Origin of the sequence: Streptomyces sp. NPDC001890 (assembly GCF_042891445.1) — a bacterium.
Taxonomy (GTDB): Bacteria; Actinomycetota; Actinomycetes; order Streptomycetales; family Streptomycetaceae; genus Streptomyces.
In genome coordinates, this window is sequence record NZ_JBIATE010000012.1 from 1 (window position 1) to 20,085 (window position 20,085).

The following is a 20,085-nucleotide window of genomic DNA, read 5'->3' on the forward strand; positions in this document are numbered from 1 at the left end:
GGTGTCGCGTCCGGCAACGGCAAGGGGCAGATCTTCGTGAAGGGCGAGGTCATCAAGACGGTGCCCGAGTCGAAGATCGTCGAGACGCTCATCGAAGAGGCCCTCAAGATCGCCGAGCAGATGGACGGGGCGGGGAAGCCGTCGGGGACTCCCGCCGTCACCGTGAGCTGAAACAGAACCAGAGAGGGGGCCCGAGCGTGACGATTCTGGAGAGCATCCGGGGGCCGCACGATCTCAAGGCGCTGAACGAAGCACAACTCGACGAACTCGCCCAGGACATCAGGCAGTTCCTCATCCAGGCGGTGGCCCGGACCGGCGGTCACCTGGGGCCCAACCTCGGGGTGGTGGAGCTCACCGTCGCCCTGCACCGGGCGTTCGACTCGCCCGCCGACCGCATCCTCTGGGACACCGGGCACCAGAGCTATGTGCACAAACTGCTCACCGGACGGCAGGACTTCTCCAAGCTGCGCGGCAAGGGGGGCCTGTCCGGCTACCCGTCCCGCGAGGAGTCCGCGCACGACGTCATCGAGAACTCGCACGCCTCGACGGTGCTCGGCTGGGCCGACGGCATCGCCAAGGCCCATCAGGTGCTGGGGTGCGAAGACCACGTCGTGGCCGTCATCGGGGACGGCGCCCTCACCGGCGGGATGGCCTGGGAGGCACTCAACAACATCGCCGCCGCCAAGGACCGCCCGCTGATCATCGTGGTGAACGACAACGAGCGCTCCTACGGCCCCACGATCGGCGGCCTCGCCAACCACCTCGCCACCCTGCGCACCACCGACGGCTACGAGCGTTTCCTCGCCTGGGGCAAGGACGTGCTCCGGCAGACCCCCGTCATCGGACAGCCGCTGTACGAGTCGCTGCACGGCGCGAAGAAGGGGTTCAAGGACGCCTTCGCCCCGCAGGGCATGTTCGAGGATCTCGGGCTCAAGTACGTCGGGCCGATCGACGGCCATGACATCGCGGCCGTCGAATCCGCCCTGCACCGGGCGAAGCGCTTCCACGGCCCGGTACTGGTGCACTGCCTCACCGAGAAGGGCCGCGGCTACCCGCCCGCGCTCCTGGACGACGCCGACCGCTTCCACGCCGTCGGTGCGATGGACCCGCTGACCTGTGCGCCGCTCGCGCCCGCCGGCGGACCCTCGTGGACCTCGGTGTTCGGCGACGAGATCGCCGCGATCGGAGCGGAGCGGCCGGACGTCGTGGCCATCACGGCGGCGATGCTGCACCCCGTCGGGCTGACGAAGTTCGCCGAGGCCTTCCCCGACCGGGTCTGGGACGTCGGCATCGCCGAGCAGCACGCCGCCGTGTCCGCGGCCGGACTGGCCACCGGCGGCCTGCACCCGGTCGTCGCCGTCTACGCCACCTTCCTCAACCGGGCCTTCGACCAGCTCTTGATGGACGTCGCGCTGCACCGGTGCGGGGTGACCTTCGTCCTCGACCGGGCCGGAGTCACCGGGCCCGACGGGCCCTCGCACAACGGCATGTGGGACATGTCCGTCCTCCAGGTCGTCCCCGGGCTGCGGATCGCCGCCCCACGCGACGCCGGCGAACTGCGCGCCCAGCTCCGCGAGGCCGTCGCCGTCGACGACGCCCCCACCGTGATCCGATTCCCCAAGGGGTCGGTGGGGGAGCAGGTCCCGGCGGTCGGCCGGATCGGCGGTATGGACGTGCTGCACCGGGCGGACGACCCCGATGTACTGCTCGTGGCCGTCGGCGTACTCGCCCCGGTCTGCCTGAAGGCCGCCGACCTGCTGGCCGGGGCCGGCATCCGCTGCACCGTCGTCGACCCGCGCTGGGTCAAACCGGTCGACGGGGAACTGCCCCCGCTCGCCGCCCGGCACCGGCTGGTCGCCGTCGTCGAGGACAACAGCCGGGCCGGGGGCGTCGGCTCCGCGGTGGGGCAGGCGCTGCGGGACGCCGGGGTCGACGTACCGCTGCGCGCGTTCGGCATCCCCGAGCAGTTCCTCGCGCACGGCAAGCGTGCCGAGGTGCTGGCCGACATCGGGCTCACCCCGGTCGAGATCGCCGGCCGGATCAGTGCCGCACTGGCCGCCAAGGAGGCGGCGACGAGGACCGAGGAGAGCGGGGCATGAAGGACGACGACGGGCCGGGAGGCTTCGATCTGGCGCGGCTCCTGACCGAGCGCGGCGGCGAGCGCTACGAGCTGCACACCAAGTACCTCAATCACCAGCTGCCCCGGATGCTCCACACCATCGGCTTCGACAAGGTCTACGAACGGGCCGATGGTGCACACTTCTGGGACGCGGACGGCAACGACTACCTCGACATGCTCGCCGGATTCGGCGTGATGGGCCTGGGCCGGCACCACCCCGTCGTACGCAAGGCCCTGCACGACGTCCTGGACGCCTCGCTCGCCGACCTCACCCGCTTCGACTGCCAGCCGCTGCCCGGACTGCTGGCCGAGCAGCTGCTCGCGCACAGCCCGCACCTGGACCGGGTCTTCTTCGGCAACAGCGGCACGGAAACGGTCGAGACGGCCCTGAAGTTCGCCCGCTGCGCCACCGGCAGGCCCAGGATCCTCTACTGCACCCACGCCTTCCACGGGCTGACGACCGGCTCCCTCTCGGTCAACGGGGAGGACGGCTTCCGGGACGGCTTCGCGCCCCTGCTGCCGGACACCGCCGTCCCGCTCGGCGATCTCGACGCCCTGCGGCGCGAGCTGAAGCGCGGCGACGTGGCGGCACTGGTCGTCGAGCCGATCCAGGGCAAGGGCGTCCACGCCGCGCCGCCCGGCTTCCTGCGGGAGGCGCAGGAGCTGCTGCACAAGAACAAGGCCCTGCTCATCGCCGACGAGGTGCAGACCGGCCTCGGCCGGACCGGTGACTTCTACGCCTACCAGCACGAGGAGGGCGTCGAGCCGGATCTGGTCTGTGTGGCCAAGGCCCTCTCCGGCGGCTATGTGCCGGTCGGGGCGACCCTGGGCAAGGACTGGATCTTCCGCCGCGTCTACTCGTCGATGGACCGGGTGCTGGTGCACTCCGCGAGCTTCGGCTCCAACGCCCAGGCGATGGCGGCCGGGCTCGCGGTCCTCGCGGTGATGGAGGACGAGCAGATCGTGGCCCGTGCGCGCCGCACCGGCGATCTGCTGCGCGACCGGCTGACCGCACTGGTCGACCGCTACGAGCTGCTGCACGAGGTGCGCGGGCGCGGGCTGATGATCGGCATCGAGTTCGGCCGGCCGTCCTCGCTCAAGCTGCGCAGCCGCTGGACCATGCTGCAGGCGGCCCGCAAGGGGCTCTTCGCGCAGATGGTGGTGGTCCCGTTGCTCCAGAAGCACCGCATCCTCACCCAGGTCTCGGGCGACCACCTGGAAGTGATCAAGCTGATTCCGCCGCTGGTGATCGACGAGGCGGACGTCGACCGGTTCGTCACGGCGTTCACCGCTGTGATGGACGACGCACACAGCGGCGGTGGGCTGATGTGGGACTTCGGCAGGACACTGGTGAAGCAGGCGGTCGCCAACCGCTGATCCCGGAGGTCTTTGCCTGAGAGGCAAGAAATTTGCCTCTCAGGCAGGCTCCTGGCCCAATGGGTACATGAATCCTCCAGACGGAGGGGCGGCCGACGAGCTGCCCGGAGTCGCACCACGCCTGCGCGATCTGCGCCGGAGCCGTGGTCTCACCCTGGAGACCGCCGCCCAGCGCGCCGGGCTCTCGCCCGCCCATCTCTCCCGGCTGGAAACGGGCCGCCGTCAGCCCTCGCTGCCGATGCTGCTCGGTCTCGCCAGGATCTACGGTACGACGGTCTCCGAACTGCTCGGCGAGAAGCCCCCGGAACGTGACGCGATCATCCGCGGCGGGAAGTACGAGGGGGCCGAGGCGGACGGCTGGATGTACCGGCAGGCCGGCGGTTCCGGCCGGGCGATGCAGGCGCTCCGCGTCCGGGTCCCGCAGGCCGCGCAGAGCGATCTCGTGCGGGTCCATCCCGGCGAGGAATGGCTGTACGTGCTCGCCGGGCACCTGAGGGTCTGGCTCGGGGAGACCGTGCACGACCTCGCGCCGGGCGACAGCGCGCACTTCGACTCGCTCACCCCGCACCGGATCACGGCCGTCGACCGTGACGGTGCCGAGCTGCTCTTCGTCCACACCCTGCTGCAGAGCCCCGCCGCCGAGCTGTGCCTCGGCAGCGGGGTCCACCGTCGCTGAGACCGGCTCCTCCGGTCGCCAGAGAGGATCGTCATGTCCGATTCAGAGAACTTCGACCCGCTGGGGTCGAGGAAGAACTACGAGGCCCAGGAGCGGAAGTTTCCGCGCGGCGTGGTGATCAGGCTGTTCGCCTACCTCATCGCCGGACACATCTTCGCGGCCTTCCTCTACCTGCTCTTCGCGGTGGCCGGCAAGGGCTGACCGGGCCCGCTACGATGCCTCGGCCAGGAGCCGGTCACGCAGCCGGTCCCGGGTCCCGGGGGTGAGCCCCAGGCCCTCGGAGAAGTAGCGGTCCGTGCTGCCCCAGGTCTCCTCGATGGTGTCGAACGCCGCTGTCAGGTACTCGGCATGGGCGCCGAAGAGCGGGTTCAGCAGTTCCATCACCTCGGCCGACATGCCGTCCGCCGAGGTGTCGCTGCGCTTCACCTCGTAGCGGCGGTGGGCGTCGTTGGACTTCAGGTAGTCGGCCTCGATGGCCTCGCGCTCGACGCCGACGGCGAGCAGTGACACCGCGATCGACAGCCCGGCCCGGTCCTTGCCCGCCGCGCAGTGCATCAGGGCGGGAACGCTGTCCTCGGCCAGGGCGTGCAGCACCCGGCTGTGCTCGGCGGTGCGCTCCCGGATGATCGAGCGGTAGGAGGCGACCATCCGGTCCGTCCCCTTGCCGTCGCCGAGGATCGAGCGCAACTGCTCGACATCGCCGTTGCGGACCATGTGCCAGAACTGCGAGCCGTCCGCCGGGTCGGAGAGCGGGATGCTCACATTCCGTACGCCCGGCAGCTCGACGTCCAGCCCGTCGAGCCGGTGGTCGGCCGCGTTGCGGAAGTCGAAGATCGTGTGCAGACCGAGCCCGGCGAGGAACGCGGCGTCCTCGGCGGTGGCGCGCGCGAGGTGACCGCTGCGGAAGAGCCGCCCGTGCCGCACCCGACGCCCGTCCACGGTGGGCAGCCCGCCCACGTCGCGGAAGTTGCGGACACCCGCCAGCTCGGGTTCCGTCGACGGGATCTGCGGCAGCTGCTGCGTCACGGTGACTCCTGGAGTTTCTGATGCCGGCGCGAGTCGCGGGCAAGGCCACTCCCGCGACGATACGACATTGATTCTTCAGGCAATCATCTCGGCCTTTCCCTGTCGATACCCGGGTGAACTCCGGTTCTCCCGCGGCGAATCCGCCCGGCCAATTCCTCGCCGGGCCGTTGCCCGCGCCCCGCTGATGGTCGATGATGTGCGGAACTGTTCGAATGTGGGGATGCGATGATCGAGACGGGCAAGACCGGCCGGACCTGGCTGCTCACCGGGGCGAGCAGCAGCTACGCACTGCGACTGACCGATCAGGACGAGCTGGTCCATCTGCACTGGGGGCCGAGGATCGGCCTCGCGGCGGCGGAGGCGCTGGCCGCCGCCCCGGAGCTGCCCTTCAGGGCCTTCGAGTCCCATCTCGACGGCCGGGAGGAGTATCCGGTGGAGGGCGGGCCCAGGTTCGTCCGCCCGGCCCTCTCGGTGCGTACCCCCGAGGTCCGGGGCACCGAGTGGACCTTCGGTGCCGCCGAGGCGGACGGGGACGAGCTGCGGATCGCCTTCACCGACTCCGTGCACCGGCTCGCCCTGACCCTGCACTACCGGATGCGGGACGACTTCGACGTCGTGGAGCGCTGGGCCACCGTCGCCCACGCCGGACCGGACGGCCCGCCGCTGGAACTGCTGCGCGCCGACGCGGCCGCGTGGTCGCTCCCGGCCCGTGACGGCTGGCGGCTGAGCCGGCTGCACGGGCGCTGGGCGGCGGAATCGCGGCTGGAGCGGGCGGAGCTGATCCATGGCGAGAGCGTCATCTCCAGCAGGCGGGGCCACACCGGCCACCAGTTCCTGCCCTGGGTCGCGCTGGACGCCGACGGCGCCGCGACCGAGGAGAACGGCGAGGTGTACGGCTGCGCGCTCGGCTGGTCCGGGTCGTGGCGGATCTGTGTGCAGCGGCTGCCCGACGGGCTCGTACAGATCACCGGAGGCGCCGGCTACGACGACTCCGGACTGCTGCGGCTGGCGCCGGGGGAGTCGTACACCACGCCCGTCTTCGCCGGTCTGTGGAGCGGGCAGGGGTTCGGCGGGACGAGCCGCGCCTGGCACGCCTGGCAGCTGGCCCATGTGATCCCGGACGCGGAGAACCTGCGGCCGGTGCTCTACAACTCCTGGGAGGCGACGGGCTTCGACATCTCGCTGGACCAGCAGCGGGCCCTCGCCGAGCGGGCCGCCGCGATGGGCGTCGAGCTGTTCGTCGTGGACGACGCGTGGTTCGGGCAGCGGACCAGCGACCGGGCCGGGCTCGGCGACTGGACGCCGAATCCGGACCGTTTTCCCGGCGGGCTGAAGCCGCTCGCCGACGAAGTGCACGGGCTCGGCATGCAGTTCGGTATCTGGGTCGAGCCGGAAATGGTCAATGCCGACAGCGATCTCCATCGCGCGCATCCCGACTGGGTGCAGCACTTCCCCGGGCGGGCGCGGACGGAGTACCGCAACCAGCTGGTGCTCAATCTGGCCCGCCCCGATGTGCAGGCATATCTCTGGGAACAGCTGGACACACTGCTCACCGAAACTCCCGTCGACTATGTGAAATGGGATTTCAACCGCTGCTTCACCGACGCGGGCTGGCCGGGCGAGGAGTACCCGCAGAAGCTCTGGATCGAGCATGTGGACGCCCTGTACGCACTGATCGACCGGCTCAGGGCCGCGCATCCCGCGGTCGCCTTCGAATCCTGCTCGGGCGGCGGGGGCCGGATCGACCTGGGGATCCTGTCCCGTACGGACCAGGTGTGGACCTCCGACAACACCGACCCGCTCGACCGTCTCGCCATCCAGGAGGGCTTCGGCCACCTCCACCCGGCCCGGGTGATGGCCGCCTGGGTCACCGACAGCCCGAACGACCAGCTCAACGGCAGGGTCAGCTCGCTGCGCTTCCGTTTCGTGAGCGCGATGGCCGGTGTGCTCGGGGTCGGCGGGGACCTTACCCGGTGGAGCGAGGCGGAGCTGGCGGAGGCGCGGACCTGGGTGGACCTCTACAAGGAGATCCGGCCGGTCGTGCAGCAGGGCGCGCTGTACCGGCTGCGTGAGCCGCGCGGCTCGCTGAGCGCGGTCCAGTACGTCCACGGGGACGACGCCGTGGTCCTGATGTGGCTGGAGGCGCAGCGGTACGGGGAGCGGCCCCCGGTCCTGCGGCTGCGCGGGCTCGACGCCTCGGCGACGTACACCTGCCTGGACACGGGGGAGGTGCACCACGGTTCGGCACTGCTGCACCAGGGGCTGCACACCGGACTCCGGGGTGATCTCGACGCCCGGGTGCTGAGGCTCCGCCGGGGATGATGGGCGGCATATGTCCGTAATGATGGGATTTGCCTGAACATGGCCTGCTTATAAGGGACATGGGGGGCGCCTCGTGAGCGGGATCATATCCGTGACGGTGTGTGGCGACGGGAGGGTCGGGTATTCCGTGCGCCGCGCGGAAAGCCAAGATCCTTAATCCACGGAGTGTGACCGGAATTCCGCGCCGAATTCCCGGGCGTGGATTCCGGTGTGGAACCCGTGGCTTGTTCTCGTCGTCCCGACTCGCTTACGGTCACCGTCAATCCGGTCGGACCGCCTAATCCTGCCGCCGTCCGGAATTCACATCCACTCATCGCGTGGCAGGAGCGGGGGAACCAGGTAAGCCGCCGACCGGAGAAATCCGGCCGGCTCGGGGTGAAGTCGCGCTCAGCGCGGCCGGGCATCTCCAGCCCGAACCCGACAGCTCACCTCGCAGGCGCCGGAGAGGAAACACGCCATGCCCATATCGGGTAAGCACCGTCGTCCGAAGATCAGCACCATCGCCCGTGGCGTCGCCGCGGTGAGCGCCGGCGGCGCCGTCGTCGCACTGCCGCTGCTCGGTGCCACCGGCGCCCAGGCCGCCCCGGCCGCCGCGCCGCAGTCGGCCGCCGTCGCGCACGCCGCCCCGGCCGCGCAGAAGCAGGCCGCCACCACGACGTACTCCGTCGTCTCCGGCGACTACCTGTCGAAGATCGCCGCCGAGCACCAGATCAAGGGCGGCTGGCAGAAGCTGTACCAGGACAACCGCGAGGTCGTCGGCGAGAACCCCGGTCTGATCTTCCCGGGCATGAAGCTGACCCTCGGCGCCAAGGCCGCCGGCCACACCGCGCCCACCGGCGCCGGCACCGCCTCGGCCCTCCCGTCGAAGGCGCCCTCGGTGACCGTCGAGAAGGCCGCCCCGGCCAAGCCCTCCACCGCCGCCCCGGAGTCCAAGGCCCCGGCCTCCGCCCCGGCCGCCACCCAGAGCACCGGCTCCGGTTACGTCCACCCGGTCCCCGGCAACCACACCACCAACTACCGCGCCTCCGGCTCCAACTGGTCCAGCGGCAGCCACAGCGGAATCGACTTCCCCGTCGCCGCCGGTACCAGCGTCAAGACCATCACCTCCGGAACCGTCGTCACCGCCGGCTGGGGCGGCGCGTACGGCAACCAGGTCGTCGTCAAGCACGCCGACGGCCACTACTCGCAGTACGGCCACCTGTCCTCGCTCTCCGTCTCGGCGGGTCAGACCGTGACCGTGGGCCAGCAGATCGGCCTCTCCGGTTCCACCGGCAACTCCACCGGCCCGCACCTGCACTTCGAGGTCCGCACGGGCCCGGCGTACGGCTCGGACATCGACCCGATCGCCTTCCTGGCCTCGCACGGCATCTACGTCTGAGCCGAACGGCCTGGCAGCTGAGCGACAGAGCATGACCTGAGCAACACGGAAGAGGCGGTGCGCGGCGGCGCACCGCCTCTTCTGCTTATTCCCCCTTTACCAAAAACTGACCGGGTGGTCTATCTCACCACCCGTCAACCCTTTATTACGGTCGCGTAGGTCACATTCGGCGGTGCAGGATAAGCGTTTGTGGCAGACGATTCGAGAAAAAACCAACGTGGCGTCAACAATCGACAGGGCGTCATCGGGTCGTACGCGGCGATTGGCGACAGCTTCACCGAGGGAGTCGGCGACCCCGGCCCGGACGGGACCTTCGTCGGCTGGGCGGACCGGTTCGCGGTACTTCTCGCGGACCAGCTCCCGGACCCCGACGCGGCGACGGGAACGGAAGGTTCCGCGCACGGGAATTTCAGGTATGCCAATCTCGCCGTACGCGGACGCCTCCTCGACCAGATCGTCGAGGAGCAGGTGCCGCGCGCCAAGGAGCTCGCACCCGACCTGGTGAGCTTCTGCGCGGGCGGCAACGACATCATCCGGCCGGGCACCGACCCCGACGACGTGGCCGAGCGCTTCGAGCGCGCGGTGGCCGAGCTGACCGGGGCGGTCGGCACGGTCATGGTCACCACCGGCTTCGACACCCGTGGCGTTCCCGTGCTGCGCCATCTGCGCGGCAAGATCGCCACCTACACCGCCCATGTGCGGGCCATCGCCGACCGCTACGACTGCCCGGTCCTGGACCTGTGGTCGCTGCGGTCCGTCCAGGACCGGCGCGCCTGGGACGACGACCGGCTCCACCTGTCGCCCGAAGGACACACCAGGGTCGCGCTGCGCGCCGCCCAGGTCCTCGGCATCGACGTACCGGCCGACCCCGACCAGGAATGGCCCCCGCAGGCACAGCGCGGCACCCTCGAAGTACGGCGCGACGACATCCACTGGGCGCGCGAGTACCTGGTTCCATGGATCGGCCGGCGGCTGCGCGGCGAGTCCTCCGGCGACCACGTCGAAGCGAAGCGCCCCGACCTCCTGCCGCTCTGACGGTCTCCGGGGCCGTGGCGCCGTCGCTCGCCCGACCCGCCTGAAACCTCAGGCCGGTCCGGCGAGCGACGGCAGCACAGCCGCCGGGATCCGCTCCAGCACACCGCCCGCGAAGACGTCGTACAGCGGAAGCGTCTCCAGGTGCACGTACCCGATGTGGCAGTCGCAGACCGCCAGCGGACAGGCGCGCGGACCGAGCGCCCGCCGGTAGCTCCCGTCGTAGAGATTGCCCAGCTCCGCCGGTACGAAATGACAGCGGCGCACAGTGCCGTCACCGTCCACCGAGATGACCGACTCACCGGTCCGGCAGGGCAGCCCGGCCGACCGGTGCGGATGCCGGCTGTATCCGAAGAGCGGGTCGATGGCCGTCCAGCGGTCCGCCTCCTCGTCCGTGTAGGTGTGTCCCTCCGCCGCGTTCACCCAGAGATAGACCTCGTCCGGCAGCGCGGCGCGCAGCCGCCGCGCCTCGTCGAGATGGTCGTCGAGCCCGACCACACCGACGCTGTGCCGGATGCCGAGCGCGGACAGCTCCCGGCACTTGGTGAGGAACCGCTCGTACGGCGTCTGCCCCGGGTGGTACGTGCACCACAGCGCGATCTTCTCGCGGCCCGCCGCGCCGGCCTCGGCCAGCCACCCCGTACGGCTGCTGATGTTGGTCTGGATCGCGACCCGGCGGATGTGCGGCAGCTGCGCCAGCTCGACCAGGGCACGGCGGTACCAGGAACGGACCAGGCCCTCGCCCCACGGCGTGAACAGGACCGAGATCCGGTCACCGGTCTGCGCCGCGGCCCACGCCGTGAACCGCTCCAGCGCGGCCCGGTCGGCGCGCAGCTGCTCCCGGCTGTCGCGCCGCTTGGCGAACGGGCAGTACGGACAGTCGTAGTCGCACGAGGAGAGCGGCCCGCGGTAGAGGATCGTCAGGTCCATCGGCGTGCTCACTTCAGTTCGTACGCGGCCATCGCGGCGCGTACCCCGGGGGAGAAGAGTTCCGGTCCCAGCGCGTCGGAGTGGGCCAGGCCCTCGGGGGAGAGCCGCAGCCGTCCGGACGCCCCGGCCGACGCGTCGAGCCAGCCGCGCGCCTCGAACCGGGCCAGCTCGGCCGGGAAGTCGTCGGCCGGCGAGGTGCCGAACCGCTCCCGGTAGTCGGCCAGTGGCAGCCCCTCGGCCTGGAGCACCGACTGAAGCAGGTGGCGCCGACGTGCCTCGTCGCCGTCGACGTACCGCCCGACCTCCGCGCGCGAGAAGTCCTCGGTGGCGGCGTAGCCGTCGATGATCGCCCGCACCTCCCGCATCTCCACCGCGTAGTCGAAGGAGTAGTGCAGCTGCGTGGTGTACGAACGGGCGCCGCACCCCAGGCCGATCATGCCGTCGGTCTGGCAGGCGTAGTCGTCGGGCCCGTCGGTCCGCGGGGCGTCGGCGCGGCGGAACATCCGCATCGACACCTGCTCGTAGCCATGGGCCAGGAGGTGGTCCCGGCCCGCGCGGTACAGCCGCAGCCGCTGCTCGTCCCAGGCCGCGTCCGCCGCGGCCTCGCCGCCGGCACCGAGCCGTCCCAGTCCGGTCAGGGGGCGCACGTACAGCGGGTAGAGGTACAGCTCCTCCGGCCGCCAGCCGAGCGCCGCGTCCAGCGAGGCGCGCCAGCTCTCCTCGGTCTGCCCGTCGATGCCGTAGATCAGGTCGATGTTGAGGACCGGGATGCGGGCGTCACGTATCCGGTCCAGCGCCGCTTCCACCTCGGCCCGGCGCTGCGGGCGTACGGCGGCCCGCGCCTCGGCCTCGACGAAGCTCTGCACCCCGATGCTGATCCTGGTCGTGCCGCGGTCGGCGAGGACGGCCAGCCGGTCGGCCGTCGCGGTCGACGGCGACGTCTCGACCGAGAGCGGAACGGACCGCAGATCGGCGCCCATCCGCTTCTCCGCGATGTCGCAGAGCCGCTCCAGCTCCGCCGCGGTCAGGAACGTGGGCGTTCCCCCGCCGAACGCCGCGGCGGCGAACCGCACCGGACCGTCGTCGCCCAGCGCGTCCCGGACCGCGCTCGCCTGCCGGTCCAGCGCGTCGAGGTACCGGGTCGTCAGCTCGTCGGGAGCACCGATCCGGGTGAACAGGTTGCAGAAGCCGCAGCGGACCTCGCAGAACGGGATGTGCAGATAGAGCGAGAGCGCGTCCTTGCGCTCGGCGGCCCACAGCTCGCGCAGCCCCGGCCGGCCGACGAGCGGCCGGTAGGCGGTCTTGTGCGGGTAGGCGTACACATAGCTCTGGTACGGCCGGACGGCCGGCGCGGCGGTCGTGGTGCGGCTCATGGTGCGGTGGCCCCCGGTTCCAGGAAGAAGTGCGCGTACGGAACGGTCCAGACGGACTCGTGGCCGAGCCGGTGCCCGGTGTAGCCGTCGTCCCCGTACGCCGTGCCGTGGTCCGAGCAGACGATGGCGAAACAGCGGCGGCGGCTGCTCGCGGCGGCGAAGAGCCTGCCGATGTGGGCGTCGACGTACTCCAGGGCGGCGGCGTGGGTGGCGCGGGAATCGCCCGCCTCGCGGGTGGCCCCCGGCCGGTGGAACCAGTTGGGCTGGTGCAGGGCGGACACATTGACGAAGAGGAACAGCCGCTGCTCCGCCGGGAGCCCGGCGACGACCTGCTCGGCACGGGTCACCTGGGCCTCGAAGGAGGTGGGCGACGCCACGCCGAACTCCGGCTCCCAGTGGCTCTCCTGGAACATGTCCGGCAGTACGGAACCGAGCGGCGGCTGCCGGTTGAAGAAGCCGACGCCGCCGATGCACACCGTGCGGTAGCCCTCCTCGGCGAGGCCGGAGAGCAGATCCGGCGTGTCGAAGACGAAGGTGCCCGAGGCGGTGGACTCGCTGCCCGCGAAACGTGCCGCGAACAGCCGGGGGTGCGGTCCGGGGCCGGCCGGCGTCGGCAGGAATCCCGCGAAGATCGCCTGGTGGGAGGCGTAGGTGAAGCTGCCGGGCGCATGCCGCTTCTCCCAGACACCGCCTGGCAGATGACGCGCCAGATGCGGAATGCGTCCTTCGGCGGCGAGCTCCACCGCCACGTCGTAGCGCAGCGTGTCGAGAGTGACGAGCAGCAGATCGTGGCTGCCCACGATCCCGCTCATGTCCGGGGCTCCGGCGTACGCGGGGGCGGTGTCAGGCGATGGCGGTTGCACGGTGGTTCCTTGCTCTGTTCTGTACGGCGGCGACCTGCGCCGCGTACGTGTCCAGTCCCTCGGCGCCGCTGCCGGGAAGCCCGGTCAGGCGCGGCAGCAGGTCACCGAAGGCGTTGACCTCGCCGACGGCGAAGCGCCGCCAGCCGGCCGAGGGCAGCAGATCGACTCCCACGCACAGGGTGTCCGGGAAGCAGGCCGCGGCCCGTTCGCACACGGCCAGCGCCTCGCTCCAGCTGCCGCCCGCCGCCTCGACGGCCGCGCGGACGGCGTCGAGATCTCCGCGCTCGCCGCCGAGGTGAAGATTGGTCATGGGGGAGCGGCTGGTGCGCACCACGGCGTGGGTGGCCCGGCCGGCCACCACCACGACCCGCAGGTCCGTCGCCCGGCCGTGCCGGGTGGCCTTGGGCAGCCAGCGCTCGATGTGCAGCCCGTCCGGTGCCAGCGCGTCGACGACCGCCGCGATCTCCGGCTCCGTCGTGATGCGGCGCACCCGCAGCGAGTTGAAGAGCCGGCCGGACGCGTCGCGCTCCACCGAGGTGGTGGCCCTGATGCGGCCCGGCCCGGCCGTCTCCACGGCCAGGACCCCCGAGGCGGACGAGCCGTGCGCGAGCTTGACGAAGACCCTGGACATGCCATGGTCCGCCATCCGCCCGCGTACGTCCGCCCAGTCCCGCACCACGGGCGCCGCGGCCCCCGAGGTCGGTGACGCCGGGACCGGTACCCCGGCTCCGTCCAGCACTTCATGGCAGAGCCGCTTGTCGAAGAGCACCGCCACGTCACCGGGATCGTCGAGCAGCTCGGCACCGGCTGCGCCCGCCGCCCGCGCCACCGTCCGCACGGCCTCGGTGAACCGGGCGTACCAGAGCGCGGACCCCTCGACCCTGGTCGGATCGTCGACCCTCCGCAGCAGCCGCTCCACCTCGGCGTCCTCACCCGGCGAGTCCAGTCGTACGGTCTCGCCGGGCAGGAAGGCGGCGTCGCCGCGCAGCACCTCCCGCCAGGGCACGACGCGCGCCGCCGGCAGCCCGGCGGCGCGCACGGCGTCCTGGAAGAACGTGACCCGGCGGTTGCCGGGCACACCCACGACGGCGAAGCGCGGCGCCGGGCTCGCCGTATTACTCGCTGACGGCGACATAGCGGTCGATGTCCTCTTCCGGATCCCAGTACTCGACATCGTCGATATCGCCGTTCACCCGCTCGGTACCGAGCAGGTCCCTCAGTCGTTCCACCATCGCGTCGCTCATGTAGTGGTGGTGCAGATCCAGCGACTTCAAGTGGGTGAGCGGCTGGCCCGAGAGCAGCGCTTCGGCGCCTTCGTCGCCCAGGGTCCCCATCGAGAGGGACAGCGATTCCAGCTGGGCGACCACCGGGGCGGAGGCCACGGCGGCCGCGATCTCGTCCTGGATCTCACTGTTCTGCAGGCCCAGATGGCGCAGGGCGGGGAAGGTCGCACCCGAGAGCAGCGGCGCAAGGTCCTCGACCGTGGCGTCCCCGCCGTACTCGGTGACGCCGAGCCAGAGTTCGAGGCGTTCCAGCGCGGGCAGTTCGCAGGCGCCGATCGCGCGCACGACGTCGGACGGGAGCCCGCCGGACTCGAACCGCAGTGACGTGAGCGACTTGTGCCGCACCGGCCGCAGCCCGATCGTCGGCCGGTCGCCGACCTCTTCGCCGGAGCCGCGCACCGTCAGCTCCTCCAGCTCCCCGAACGCCTCGACCACCGGGGTGATGTCGCACATCTGCAGCCACGACAATTCGCATTCCTCGCTGACGACATCGGCGAGGAACAGCGCCCGCAGGGCGGGAAAACGGTCGGCGTGAGCGACCAGCAGATCGACGACCGGGGCGAACGGCTCGTACTCCTCCTGCCACCAGGCGCCGATCACCAGGGCCCGCACCTGTGTCGTGTCGACCGTGTCGAGGAAGTGCTGCCACAGCGGGCCGAACGTCAGATCGCCCTGCCAGGCGCTCTCCAGCCGCCACGCGACCGATCCGGCGTCCGGGAGCGGGGCGTCGGCGGCCCGGCCGGGCCCGGGAAGGGTGTGGACGGGCAGGCCGTGGAACGACTCGGGGTGTTCGATGTCAGTCATCGCACGTCACTCCGATGCCGAGGTGTACCGGCCCTCGATGCCCCGGTCGCCCCAGGGCTTCTCGCGCTCCGACACATCGACCCGCACACCGTGCGGCTCCAGCGCCTGCACGATCCGGCGCTCCATCGGCTCGGTCATGAAGTGGTGGTGCAGATCGAGCAGTTCGAGATGGGTCAGCGGCTGGCCGTCCAGCAGCGCCGCGGCGCCCTCATCGCCCATGGTGCCGTTGGACAGGTCGAGAACACGCAGCTGAGCGATGACGGGGGCGGAGGCCACGGCCGCCGCGATCTCGTTCTGCAGCTCGCTGTTGCGCAGACCGAGATGGGTGAGCCGGGGGAAGCGGGTACCGGAGAGCAGCGGGGCCAGGTCGGCCACATCGGCGTCGCCCCCGTACGCGGAGACACCGAGCCAGAGGTCGAGCCGCTCCAGCGCGGGCAGCTCGCTGTCCAGAATGCCCCGGATCACCCCGACCGGCAGACCGCCGGTCTCGATGGTCAGCGAACGCAGCCGCTCGTGCTTCGTGGGGGAGAAGACCAGCTTGGTGCCGCCGCGCACACCCAGCTCCAGCAGACCGGGGAAGGCATTCAGCAGCGTCGTGACATCCGTCTGCTCGATCCAGGAGATCTCGTTCTCCTCCGAGACCATGTCGCCGACGAAGACGGCCTCCAACGAGGTCAGCCGGTCGGCGGCGGCGATGATCAGATCGATCGGGTAGGACGCGTCCTCCTCGTACGACTCGCCCCACTGACCGACGATCAGGGCCCGCACCCCGGTCGGGTCGACCGCCTTCAGGAACTCCTGGAAGGCATCCTCCCAGGTGGTCTCGGATTCGTCTTCGTACGGATCGACCGAGATGCGCCAGGCTGCCGCATCGGCGGCCTGCACGGGCGCCTCACCCGTCGTGTGCTGGAAGTCGACAGTGGGAAGGCCGAGCAACTCGTGCAGATGGTCCACACCGGACATGACCCTGAGCTCCTGGTACTGGGGGACGGACTGATGTCCACAAGGTTTATCAAGCCGCACTGACAACGGCGCGACCGGGACCGCCGCGACCGGGACCGGCGCGCCGGTCCGCCGGTCCGCGCCGCTGCCGGTCGATTGTCAGACCCTCCCCGTAGCGTTTTCTCCGTGGCCGGCACAGCGGGTGCGGCCATCGAGGGGAGACGTCTGTGTACCGGCAGGGCGATGTACTGATCGTGTCGTTGGACGAGTCGGCGGTGCCCGCGCATCTCGTGGACGCGCCGGGTGAGCCGAGGGACGGCAAGGGCCGCATGGTCCTCGCGCTGGGCGAGGTCACCGGCCATGCCCACGCGGTCCAGGGGCCGGGCCGACTGATGCGCGAGGCGGGGGTGTTCGGGCCGATGCTGCTCCATCTTCCCGAGGGCGGACGGGTGGTGCACGAGGAGCACGCGGTGATCCCGCTGTCGAAGGGCTGGTACCGCGTGGTGCGCCAGCGGGAGTACACACCGGGCGCGTTCCGCGTCGTCGCGGACTGACGGCGCCCGGGCAAGGGGCCCGGAGGCCCCGCGCCGCACGACGCGCGGCGCGCCCACGCACAGGACAGAACACAGCACGCAGCACACGACGCACAACGCACAACGCACAACGCACAACGCACAGCGCGTAGAACACCGATCGCAGAACACAGGGGACGGGGAATACCGATGCAGTACGTGGACTCATGGCGGGCCGTGGCAGCGGCGACCGGCGCGGCCGACCGGTCCGCGGCCGAGGACGGGCTGCGGCTCGCCTACCGCAGCGCCGGACTCGCCGAGCCGGAGCAGATTGTCTGGGTCGATTCGCCCAGGGCCGCGGTGGAGGCCGTCGAGAAGCTTGTCGACGCCGGGCGCTCGGTGCGCGACGAGATAAGGACCCGGCCCTGGGCGCAGGAGCGCCGCCGGATGTATGACGAACTGGGTCCGGCGGGCTGGTCCGCGCTGTGGTCCGCCACGGGCGCGCAGCTCTGGGAGACCACGGCCGCACTCGCCGAGCGGATCAGGGCCGGTGTGGTCGCGGATCTCGCCCAGTGCCCCGAGGACGAGTCCGACGTCCGGCTGGTGCTGCTCGACGCGGTCCTCGGCCAGCACGACGCGGCCTGGCTCGCCGCTTTCGACGGCCGGGGCGACCGGCTCGACGGTCTGGCCGAGGTGGCCAGGCATGCGGGCTGGTGGTGGCCCTACGAGCGGGCCGTGGTGATCAGCGAGCGCCCGGAGGCGCTGCACCGGGACGAAGCGGGCCGGCTGGACCGCGGGGACGGCCCGGCACTCGCCTTCCGCGACGGCTTCGCCCTCCACGCCTGGCGCGGCATGCCCGTACCGGCCGAGTTCCTGGAGGAGCTGAACTCCCTCACCCCGAAGCGGATACGCGAGGAGGAGAACGCGGAACTGCGCCGCGTGATGCTGGAGTTCTACGGATACGACCGCTACCTCACCGAATCAGGCGCCGAGCCGGTCCACCGCGACGAGACGGGCGTGCTCTGGCGCATCGCGATGGACGGCGACGAGGACGTGGTGATGGTCGAGGTGATCAACTCCACCCCGGAGCCGGACGGCACGCACCGCGTCTACTGGCTTCGGGTGCCGCCGAGGACGAGGACCGCGAAGGACGGTGTGGCGTGGACGTTCGGACTACAGGGCGAGGCGTACGCGCCGGTGCGGCAGACCTGACCACCATCGGCGGCCCGGACCGCCAGGACCGCGCCGTGGGACCACGGCCCGGAGCGCCGACGGGGCGGGCGGGTTCAGGCCGTCAATGCCTCGTGGTCGATGCCGAGTTCGCGGGCGAGTGCCTCGTCGGTCCAGGCCAGCATCGTGGCCCGGGAGAGCGGGCCCGCGTACGAGGTCGTCTGGACGGCCAGGCCGTCCAGCAGGGCGGTCAGCCGCCAGGCCGCGGACATCGGGTCGTCGCAGTGGAACTCACCGGCGGCGGCACCCTCCTCGATGACCTCCGCCAGCTCCGCCTTCCACTGCTGGTCGAGGTCGCCGGCCACATTGCGCAGCGCCGGGTCGCGCAGCGAGGCGGCCCAGCCCTCGATCCACAGCCGCCACCCCTTGGCCTGCCCCGTCGGCGCGTACCAGCGGACGGCGGCGCGCAGCCGCCGTACCGCACTGGTGCGGCGGCCCAGCACCTTGCGCAGCTGGGCGAGGTCGGCCTCGGCGGCATGCGCGAAAGCCGCCGCGACCAGTTTCTCCTTGGTCGAGAAGTGATAGAGCACGAGCGCGTTGCTCACTCCGAGCACGGCGGCGACATCGGCGATCCGGACCGCCGAGACGCCCCGTACCTCGATCTGTTCGATGGCAGCGCGCAACAGCTCCTCACGCCGTTCCGCCACGCTCAACCGCACTCTCGCCACGGCGTCACCCTAGCGAATATGCCAGGCGCGGGAAGAGCGGGGGCGGAGCCGTACGCGCCCCCGCCCCCCTTCCTCGACCGGCGCCGTCGGCGCCGGCCCGCGCCGTCAGCACCAGATGTCGGCGCAGCCGGAGTCGTACGCGTCGGTCAGCGCCTCCGTCAGCGAGGCACCCGAGGCGTCCGTCCAGCTGGTGCGTCTCATTCTCACCTCGTGAACTCGTGGGTTCTCGGGGGTAGTGAGGTGAGAGTGTCAGGAGCATGGCGAAACGGGCCCAGGTGTGCGATGGCGGGTAGCTGACATGGCAGCTACCCGCCGCACGGGACGGCGAACCGGGGCGGCGAACCGGGACGGACGTACCGGCCGGACTACCGGGTCAGCGGTTCGTGGGGCGTTCCACCTCGCACCGGTCCTTGAAGCCCTGACTGGTCAGACCGAGAGCGGAATTCGTCCGGGATCGCATGTTCTCCAGCGCGACCATCGTCGTGAGCTCCACGAACGCCGCATCACCGAGCGCGGCCCGCAGCCGCTGCGCCAGCTCGTCGCCGACCTCCGGCGGAGTCGCGCTCATCGCCTCCGCGTACTCCATGACGTCACGCTCCAACGGGGTGTACACCTCGCTCTCCCGCCATATCGGCACATCGCGCAGCTTGCGCGGGTCCATGCCGTGGCGGTGGTTCTCCCAGTAGCCGAAGTCCATGCACCAGCTGCAGCCGATGGTGGCCGCCGACGCCATCACGGCCAGCGCCTTGAGCTGCGCGTCCAGCTTCTTCCAGCGGCCCGCCGACAGCTCGAACCGGGCCGTGGCCCACAGCACCCCGGTGTGATGGGCGGCGGCCCGAAGCGGATCGATGACCTTGCCGTACGTCCGGTTCGAGTACCACGACACGGCACGGAACAGGAGGGTACGGGGCGGGTCGAGCGGGATTCGGGCGGTCATGGCCGGTCTCCTTCGGTACGGCTGCGGTACCCCGGGGCGGTGCCACGGGGCCGATTGCACCGATGCGACGGACGAGGGGCCCCGGATGTGACATCGCGATCCGGGCGGATGCGGAATCCTGCGGCCGGTAGGGACGTTGGACCGGGCATGACGGGATTCGACGCACAGCAGGAAGCACTGCTCGGGCTGCTCGCCGAGGAGAGCGGCGGAGTGCTCGTGACACTCAAGCGGGACGGCAGGCCCCAGCTGTCCAACGTCAACCACTTCTACTACCCCCAGGAGCGGATCGTCCGCGTCTCGCTCACCGACGACCGGGCGAAGACGAAGAACCTGCGCCGCGACCCCCGGGCGAGCTACCACGTGACCAGCGCCGACCGCTGGGCGTGGACGGTCGTGGACGCCACCGCCGAGCTGTCCCCGGTCGCCGCCGATCCGCACGACGCGACGGTGGAGGAACTCGTCGCGCTCTACCGCGACGTCCAGGGCGAACACCCCGACTGGGACGACTACCGCACTGCCATGGTCCGGGACCGGCGCATCGTGCTGCGGCTGCGCATCGAGCACGTGTACGGGCAGCCGCGTGGCTGACGCGGCCCGGTCCGGCCGGCGTTCC

19 protein-coding genes, 1 pseudogene and 1 riboswitch are annotated in these 20,085 nt (G+C 71.1%); of the genes and pseudogenes, 11 read left to right on the forward strand and 9 right to left on the reverse strand.

Going from position 1 to position 20,085, the window contains the following annotated elements; translation table 11 throughout:
* The 5 genes and pseudogenes from ACFYY1_RS25720 to ACFYY1_RS25740 all read left to right on the forward strand — a co-directional run.
* Positions 1–171 (forward strand): annotated as a pseudogene (locus ACFYY1_RS25720) (4-hydroxy-3-methylbut-2-en-1-yl diphosphate synthase); the annotation flags it as partial.
* A gap of 26 nt (positions 172–197) precedes the next feature.
* Positions 198–2,099 carry a 1-deoxy-D-xylulose-5-phosphate synthase gene (gene dxs, locus ACFYY1_RS25725; RefSeq protein WP_388589684.1) on the forward strand — a complete coding sequence of 634 codons (1,902 nt, stop codon included), beginning with the start codon at positions 198–200 and terminating at the stop codon, positions 2,097–2,099.
* A complete protein-coding gene (locus tag ACFYY1_RS25730) occupies positions 2,096–3,496 on the forward strand; it encodes an aspartate aminotransferase family protein (protein ID WP_388589687.1) in 1,401 nt (466 codons plus the stop codon). The genes dxs and ACFYY1_RS25730 overlap by 4 nt, the downstream gene beginning before the upstream one ends.
* A gap of 67 nt (positions 3,497–3,563) precedes the next feature.
* Positions 3,564–4,172: a helix-turn-helix domain-containing protein gene (locus ACFYY1_RS25735; RefSeq protein WP_376632635.1), complete on the forward strand. Its 609-nt coding sequence runs from the start codon at positions 3,564–3,566 to the stop codon at positions 4,170–4,172.
* Positions 4,173–4,205: 33 nt separating this feature from the next.
* On the forward strand, positions 4,206–4,373 hold the full coding sequence (locus tag ACFYY1_RS25740) for a DUF6126 family protein (protein WP_176729046.1): 168 nt from the start codon (positions 4,206–4,208) through the stop codon (positions 4,371–4,373).
* A gap of 9 nt (positions 4,374–4,382) precedes the next feature.
* Here ACFYY1_RS25740 and ACFYY1_RS25745 read toward each other — a convergent pair whose 3' ends face one another.
* Positions 4,383–5,198: a tyrosine-protein phosphatase gene (locus tag ACFYY1_RS25745; RefSeq protein ID WP_388589690.1), complete on the reverse strand. Its 816-nt coding sequence runs from the start codon at positions 5,196–5,198 to the stop codon at positions 4,383–4,385.
* A 225-nt stretch (positions 5,199–5,423) separates the two neighbouring features.
* Here ACFYY1_RS25745 and ACFYY1_RS25750 point away from each other — a divergent pair, with 225 nt between their 5' ends.
* The 3 genes from ACFYY1_RS25750 to ACFYY1_RS25760 all read left to right on the forward strand — a co-directional run bounded on the left by ACFYY1_RS25750 (position 5,424) and on the right by ACFYY1_RS25760 (position 9,933).
* On the forward strand, positions 5,424–7,520 hold the full coding sequence (locus tag ACFYY1_RS25750; RefSeq protein WP_388589692.1) for an alpha-galactosidase: 2,097 nt from the start codon (positions 5,424–5,426) through the stop codon (positions 7,518–7,520).
* Positions 7,521–7,817: 297 nt separating this feature from the next.
* Positions 7,818–7,974: riboswitch (cyclic di-AMP (ydaO/yuaA leader) on the forward strand.
* Positions 7,975–7,977: 3 nt separating this feature from the next.
* Positions 7,978–8,898, forward strand: a complete 921-nt coding sequence (locus tag ACFYY1_RS25755; RefSeq protein WP_388589694.1) for a peptidoglycan DD-metalloendopeptidase family protein — start codon at positions 7,978–7,980, stop codon at positions 8,896–8,898.
* A 189-nt stretch (positions 8,899–9,087) separates the two neighbouring features.
* Positions 9,088–9,933, forward strand: coding sequence for an SGNH/GDSL hydrolase family protein (locus ACFYY1_RS25760; RefSeq protein WP_385820319.1), 846 nt, complete (start codon positions 9,088–9,090; stop codon positions 9,931–9,933).
* Between the two features lie 48 nt (positions 9,934–9,981).
* Here the strand turns inward: ACFYY1_RS25760 and ACFYY1_RS25765 are convergent, their stop codons facing one another.
* Genes ACFYY1_RS25765 through ACFYY1_RS25790 form a run of 6 tightly spaced genes read right to left on the reverse strand, consistent with a single transcriptional unit; the run spans position 9,982 to position 16,146 of the window.
* On the reverse strand, positions 9,982–10,860 hold the full coding sequence (locus tag ACFYY1_RS25765; RefSeq protein ID WP_388589697.1) for an STM4011 family radical SAM protein: 879 nt from the start codon (positions 10,858–10,860) through the stop codon (positions 9,982–9,984).
* Positions 10,861–10,868: 8 nt separating this feature from the next.
* Positions 10,869–12,233, reverse strand: a complete 1,365-nt coding sequence (locus ACFYY1_RS25770; protein WP_388589699.1) for an STM4012 family radical SAM protein — start codon at positions 12,231–12,233, stop codon at positions 10,869–10,871.
* Positions 12,230–13,045, reverse strand: a complete 816-nt coding sequence (locus tag ACFYY1_RS25775) for an STM4013/SEN3800 family hydrolase (RefSeq protein ID WP_388589701.1) — start codon at positions 13,043–13,045, stop codon at positions 12,230–12,232. Before ACFYY1_RS25775 ends, ACFYY1_RS25770 begins: the two co-directional genes overlap by 4 nt.
* 31 nt (positions 13,046–13,076) lie before the next feature.
* Positions 13,077–14,231, reverse strand: coding sequence for an STM4014 family protein (locus ACFYY1_RS25780; protein WP_388589703.1), 1,155 nt, complete (start codon positions 14,229–14,231; stop codon positions 13,077–13,079).
* On the reverse strand, positions 14,212–15,183 hold the full coding sequence (locus ACFYY1_RS25785; protein ID WP_388589706.1) for an STM4015 family protein: 972 nt from the start codon (positions 15,181–15,183) through the stop codon (positions 14,212–14,214). The genes ACFYY1_RS25780 and ACFYY1_RS25785 overlap by 20 nt, the downstream gene beginning before the upstream one ends.
* Before the next feature lie 6 nt (positions 15,184–15,189).
* The gene (locus tag ACFYY1_RS25790) at positions 15,190–16,146 is read right to left on the reverse strand and encodes an STM4015 family protein (protein ID WP_388589709.1); all 957 of its coding nucleotides are present in this window, start codon (positions 16,144–16,146) and stop codon (positions 15,190–15,192) included.
* A 206-nt stretch (positions 16,147–16,352) separates the two neighbouring features.
* On the opposite strand from ACFYY1_RS25790, the gene ACFYY1_RS25795 reads away from it, so the two are divergent.
* A complete protein-coding gene (locus ACFYY1_RS25795; protein WP_266727887.1) occupies positions 16,353–16,679 on the forward strand; it encodes a hypothetical protein in 327 nt (108 codons plus the stop codon).
* A gap of 168 nt (positions 16,680–16,847) precedes the next feature.
* Positions 16,848–17,849, forward strand: coding sequence for a DUF6745 domain-containing protein (locus ACFYY1_RS25800; protein ID WP_388589710.1), 1,002 nt, complete (start codon positions 16,848–16,850; stop codon positions 17,847–17,849).
* Positions 17,850–17,923: 74 nt separating this feature from the next.
* On the opposite strand, the gene ACFYY1_RS25805 is transcribed toward ACFYY1_RS25800, so the two are convergent.
* Both ACFYY1_RS25805 and ACFYY1_RS25810 read right to left on the reverse strand, forming a co-directional pair.
* The gene (locus tag ACFYY1_RS25805) at positions 17,924–18,514 is read right to left on the reverse strand and encodes a TetR/AcrR family transcriptional regulator (RefSeq protein WP_266727884.1); all 591 of its coding nucleotides are present in this window, start codon (positions 18,512–18,514) and stop codon (positions 17,924–17,926) included.
* A gap of 394 nt (positions 18,515–18,908) precedes the next feature.
* Positions 18,909–19,472, reverse strand: a complete 564-nt coding sequence (locus ACFYY1_RS25810; protein ID WP_388589713.1) for a carboxymuconolactone decarboxylase family protein — start codon at positions 19,470–19,472, stop codon at positions 18,909–18,911.
* A 147-nt stretch (positions 19,473–19,619) separates the two neighbouring features.
* Here ACFYY1_RS25810 and ACFYY1_RS25815 point away from each other — a divergent pair, with 147 nt between their 5' ends.
* Complete coding sequence (locus tag ACFYY1_RS25815) at positions 19,620–20,060, forward strand: PPOX class F420-dependent oxidoreductase (RefSeq protein WP_388589714.1); 441 nt, start codon at positions 19,620–19,622, stop codon at positions 20,058–20,060.
* Positions 20,061–20,085: the final 25 nt, after the last annotated feature.

Excerpts from the sequence above, each read along its gene's own strand:
- ACFYY1_RS25790 (WP_388589709.1), bottom strand. The coding sequence starts at position 16,146 with ATGTCCGGTGTGGACCATCTGCACGAGTTGCTCGGCCTTCCCACTGTC.
- ACFYY1_RS25750 (WP_388589692.1), top strand. The coding sequence starts at position 5,424 with ATGATCGAGACGGGCAAGACCGGCCGGACCTGGCTGCTCACCGGGGCG.
- ACFYY1_RS25735 (WP_376632635.1), top strand. The coding sequence starts at position 3,564 with ATGAATCCTCCAGACGGAGGGGCGGCCGACGAGCTGCCCGGAGTCGCA.
- ACFYY1_RS25755 (WP_388589694.1), top strand. The coding sequence starts at position 7,978 with ATGCCCATATCGGGTAAGCACCGTCGTCCGAAGATCAGCACCATCGCC.
- ACFYY1_RS25785 (WP_388589706.1), bottom strand. The coding sequence starts at position 15,183 with ATGACTGACATCGAACACCCCGAGTCGTTCCACGGCCTGCCCGTCCAC.
- ACFYY1_RS25810 (WP_388589713.1), bottom strand. The coding sequence starts at position 19,472 with ATGACCGCCCGAATCCCGCTCGACCCGCCCCGTACCCTCCTGTTCCGT.
- ACFYY1_RS25800 (WP_388589710.1), top strand. The coding sequence starts at position 16,848 with ATGCAGTACGTGGACTCATGGCGGGCCGTGGCAGCGGCGACCGGCGCG.
- ACFYY1_RS25765 (WP_388589697.1), bottom strand. The coding sequence starts at position 10,860 with ATGGACCTGACGATCCTCTACCGCGGGCCGCTCTCCTCGTGCGACTAC.
- ACFYY1_RS25770 (WP_388589699.1), bottom strand. The coding sequence starts at position 12,233 with ATGAGCCGCACCACGACCGCCGCGCCGGCCGTCCGGCCGTACCAGAGC.
- ACFYY1_RS25740 (WP_176729046.1), top strand. The coding sequence starts at position 4,206 with ATGTCCGATTCAGAGAACTTCGACCCGCTGGGGTCGAGGAAGAACTAC.
- ACFYY1_RS25775 (WP_388589701.1), bottom strand. The coding sequence starts at position 13,045 with ATGAGCGGGATCGTGGGCAGCCACGATCTGCTGCTCGTCACTCTCGAC.
- ACFYY1_RS25815 (WP_388589714.1), top strand. The coding sequence starts at position 19,620 with ATGACGGGATTCGACGCACAGCAGGAAGCACTGCTCGGGCTGCTCGCC.
- ACFYY1_RS25730 (WP_388589687.1), top strand. The coding sequence starts at position 2,096 with ATGAAGGACGACGACGGGCCGGGAGGCTTCGATCTGGCGCGGCTCCTG.
- ACFYY1_RS25780 (WP_388589703.1), bottom strand. The coding sequence starts at position 14,231 with ATGTCGCCGTCAGCGAGTAATACGGCGAGCCCGGCGCCGCGCTTCGCC.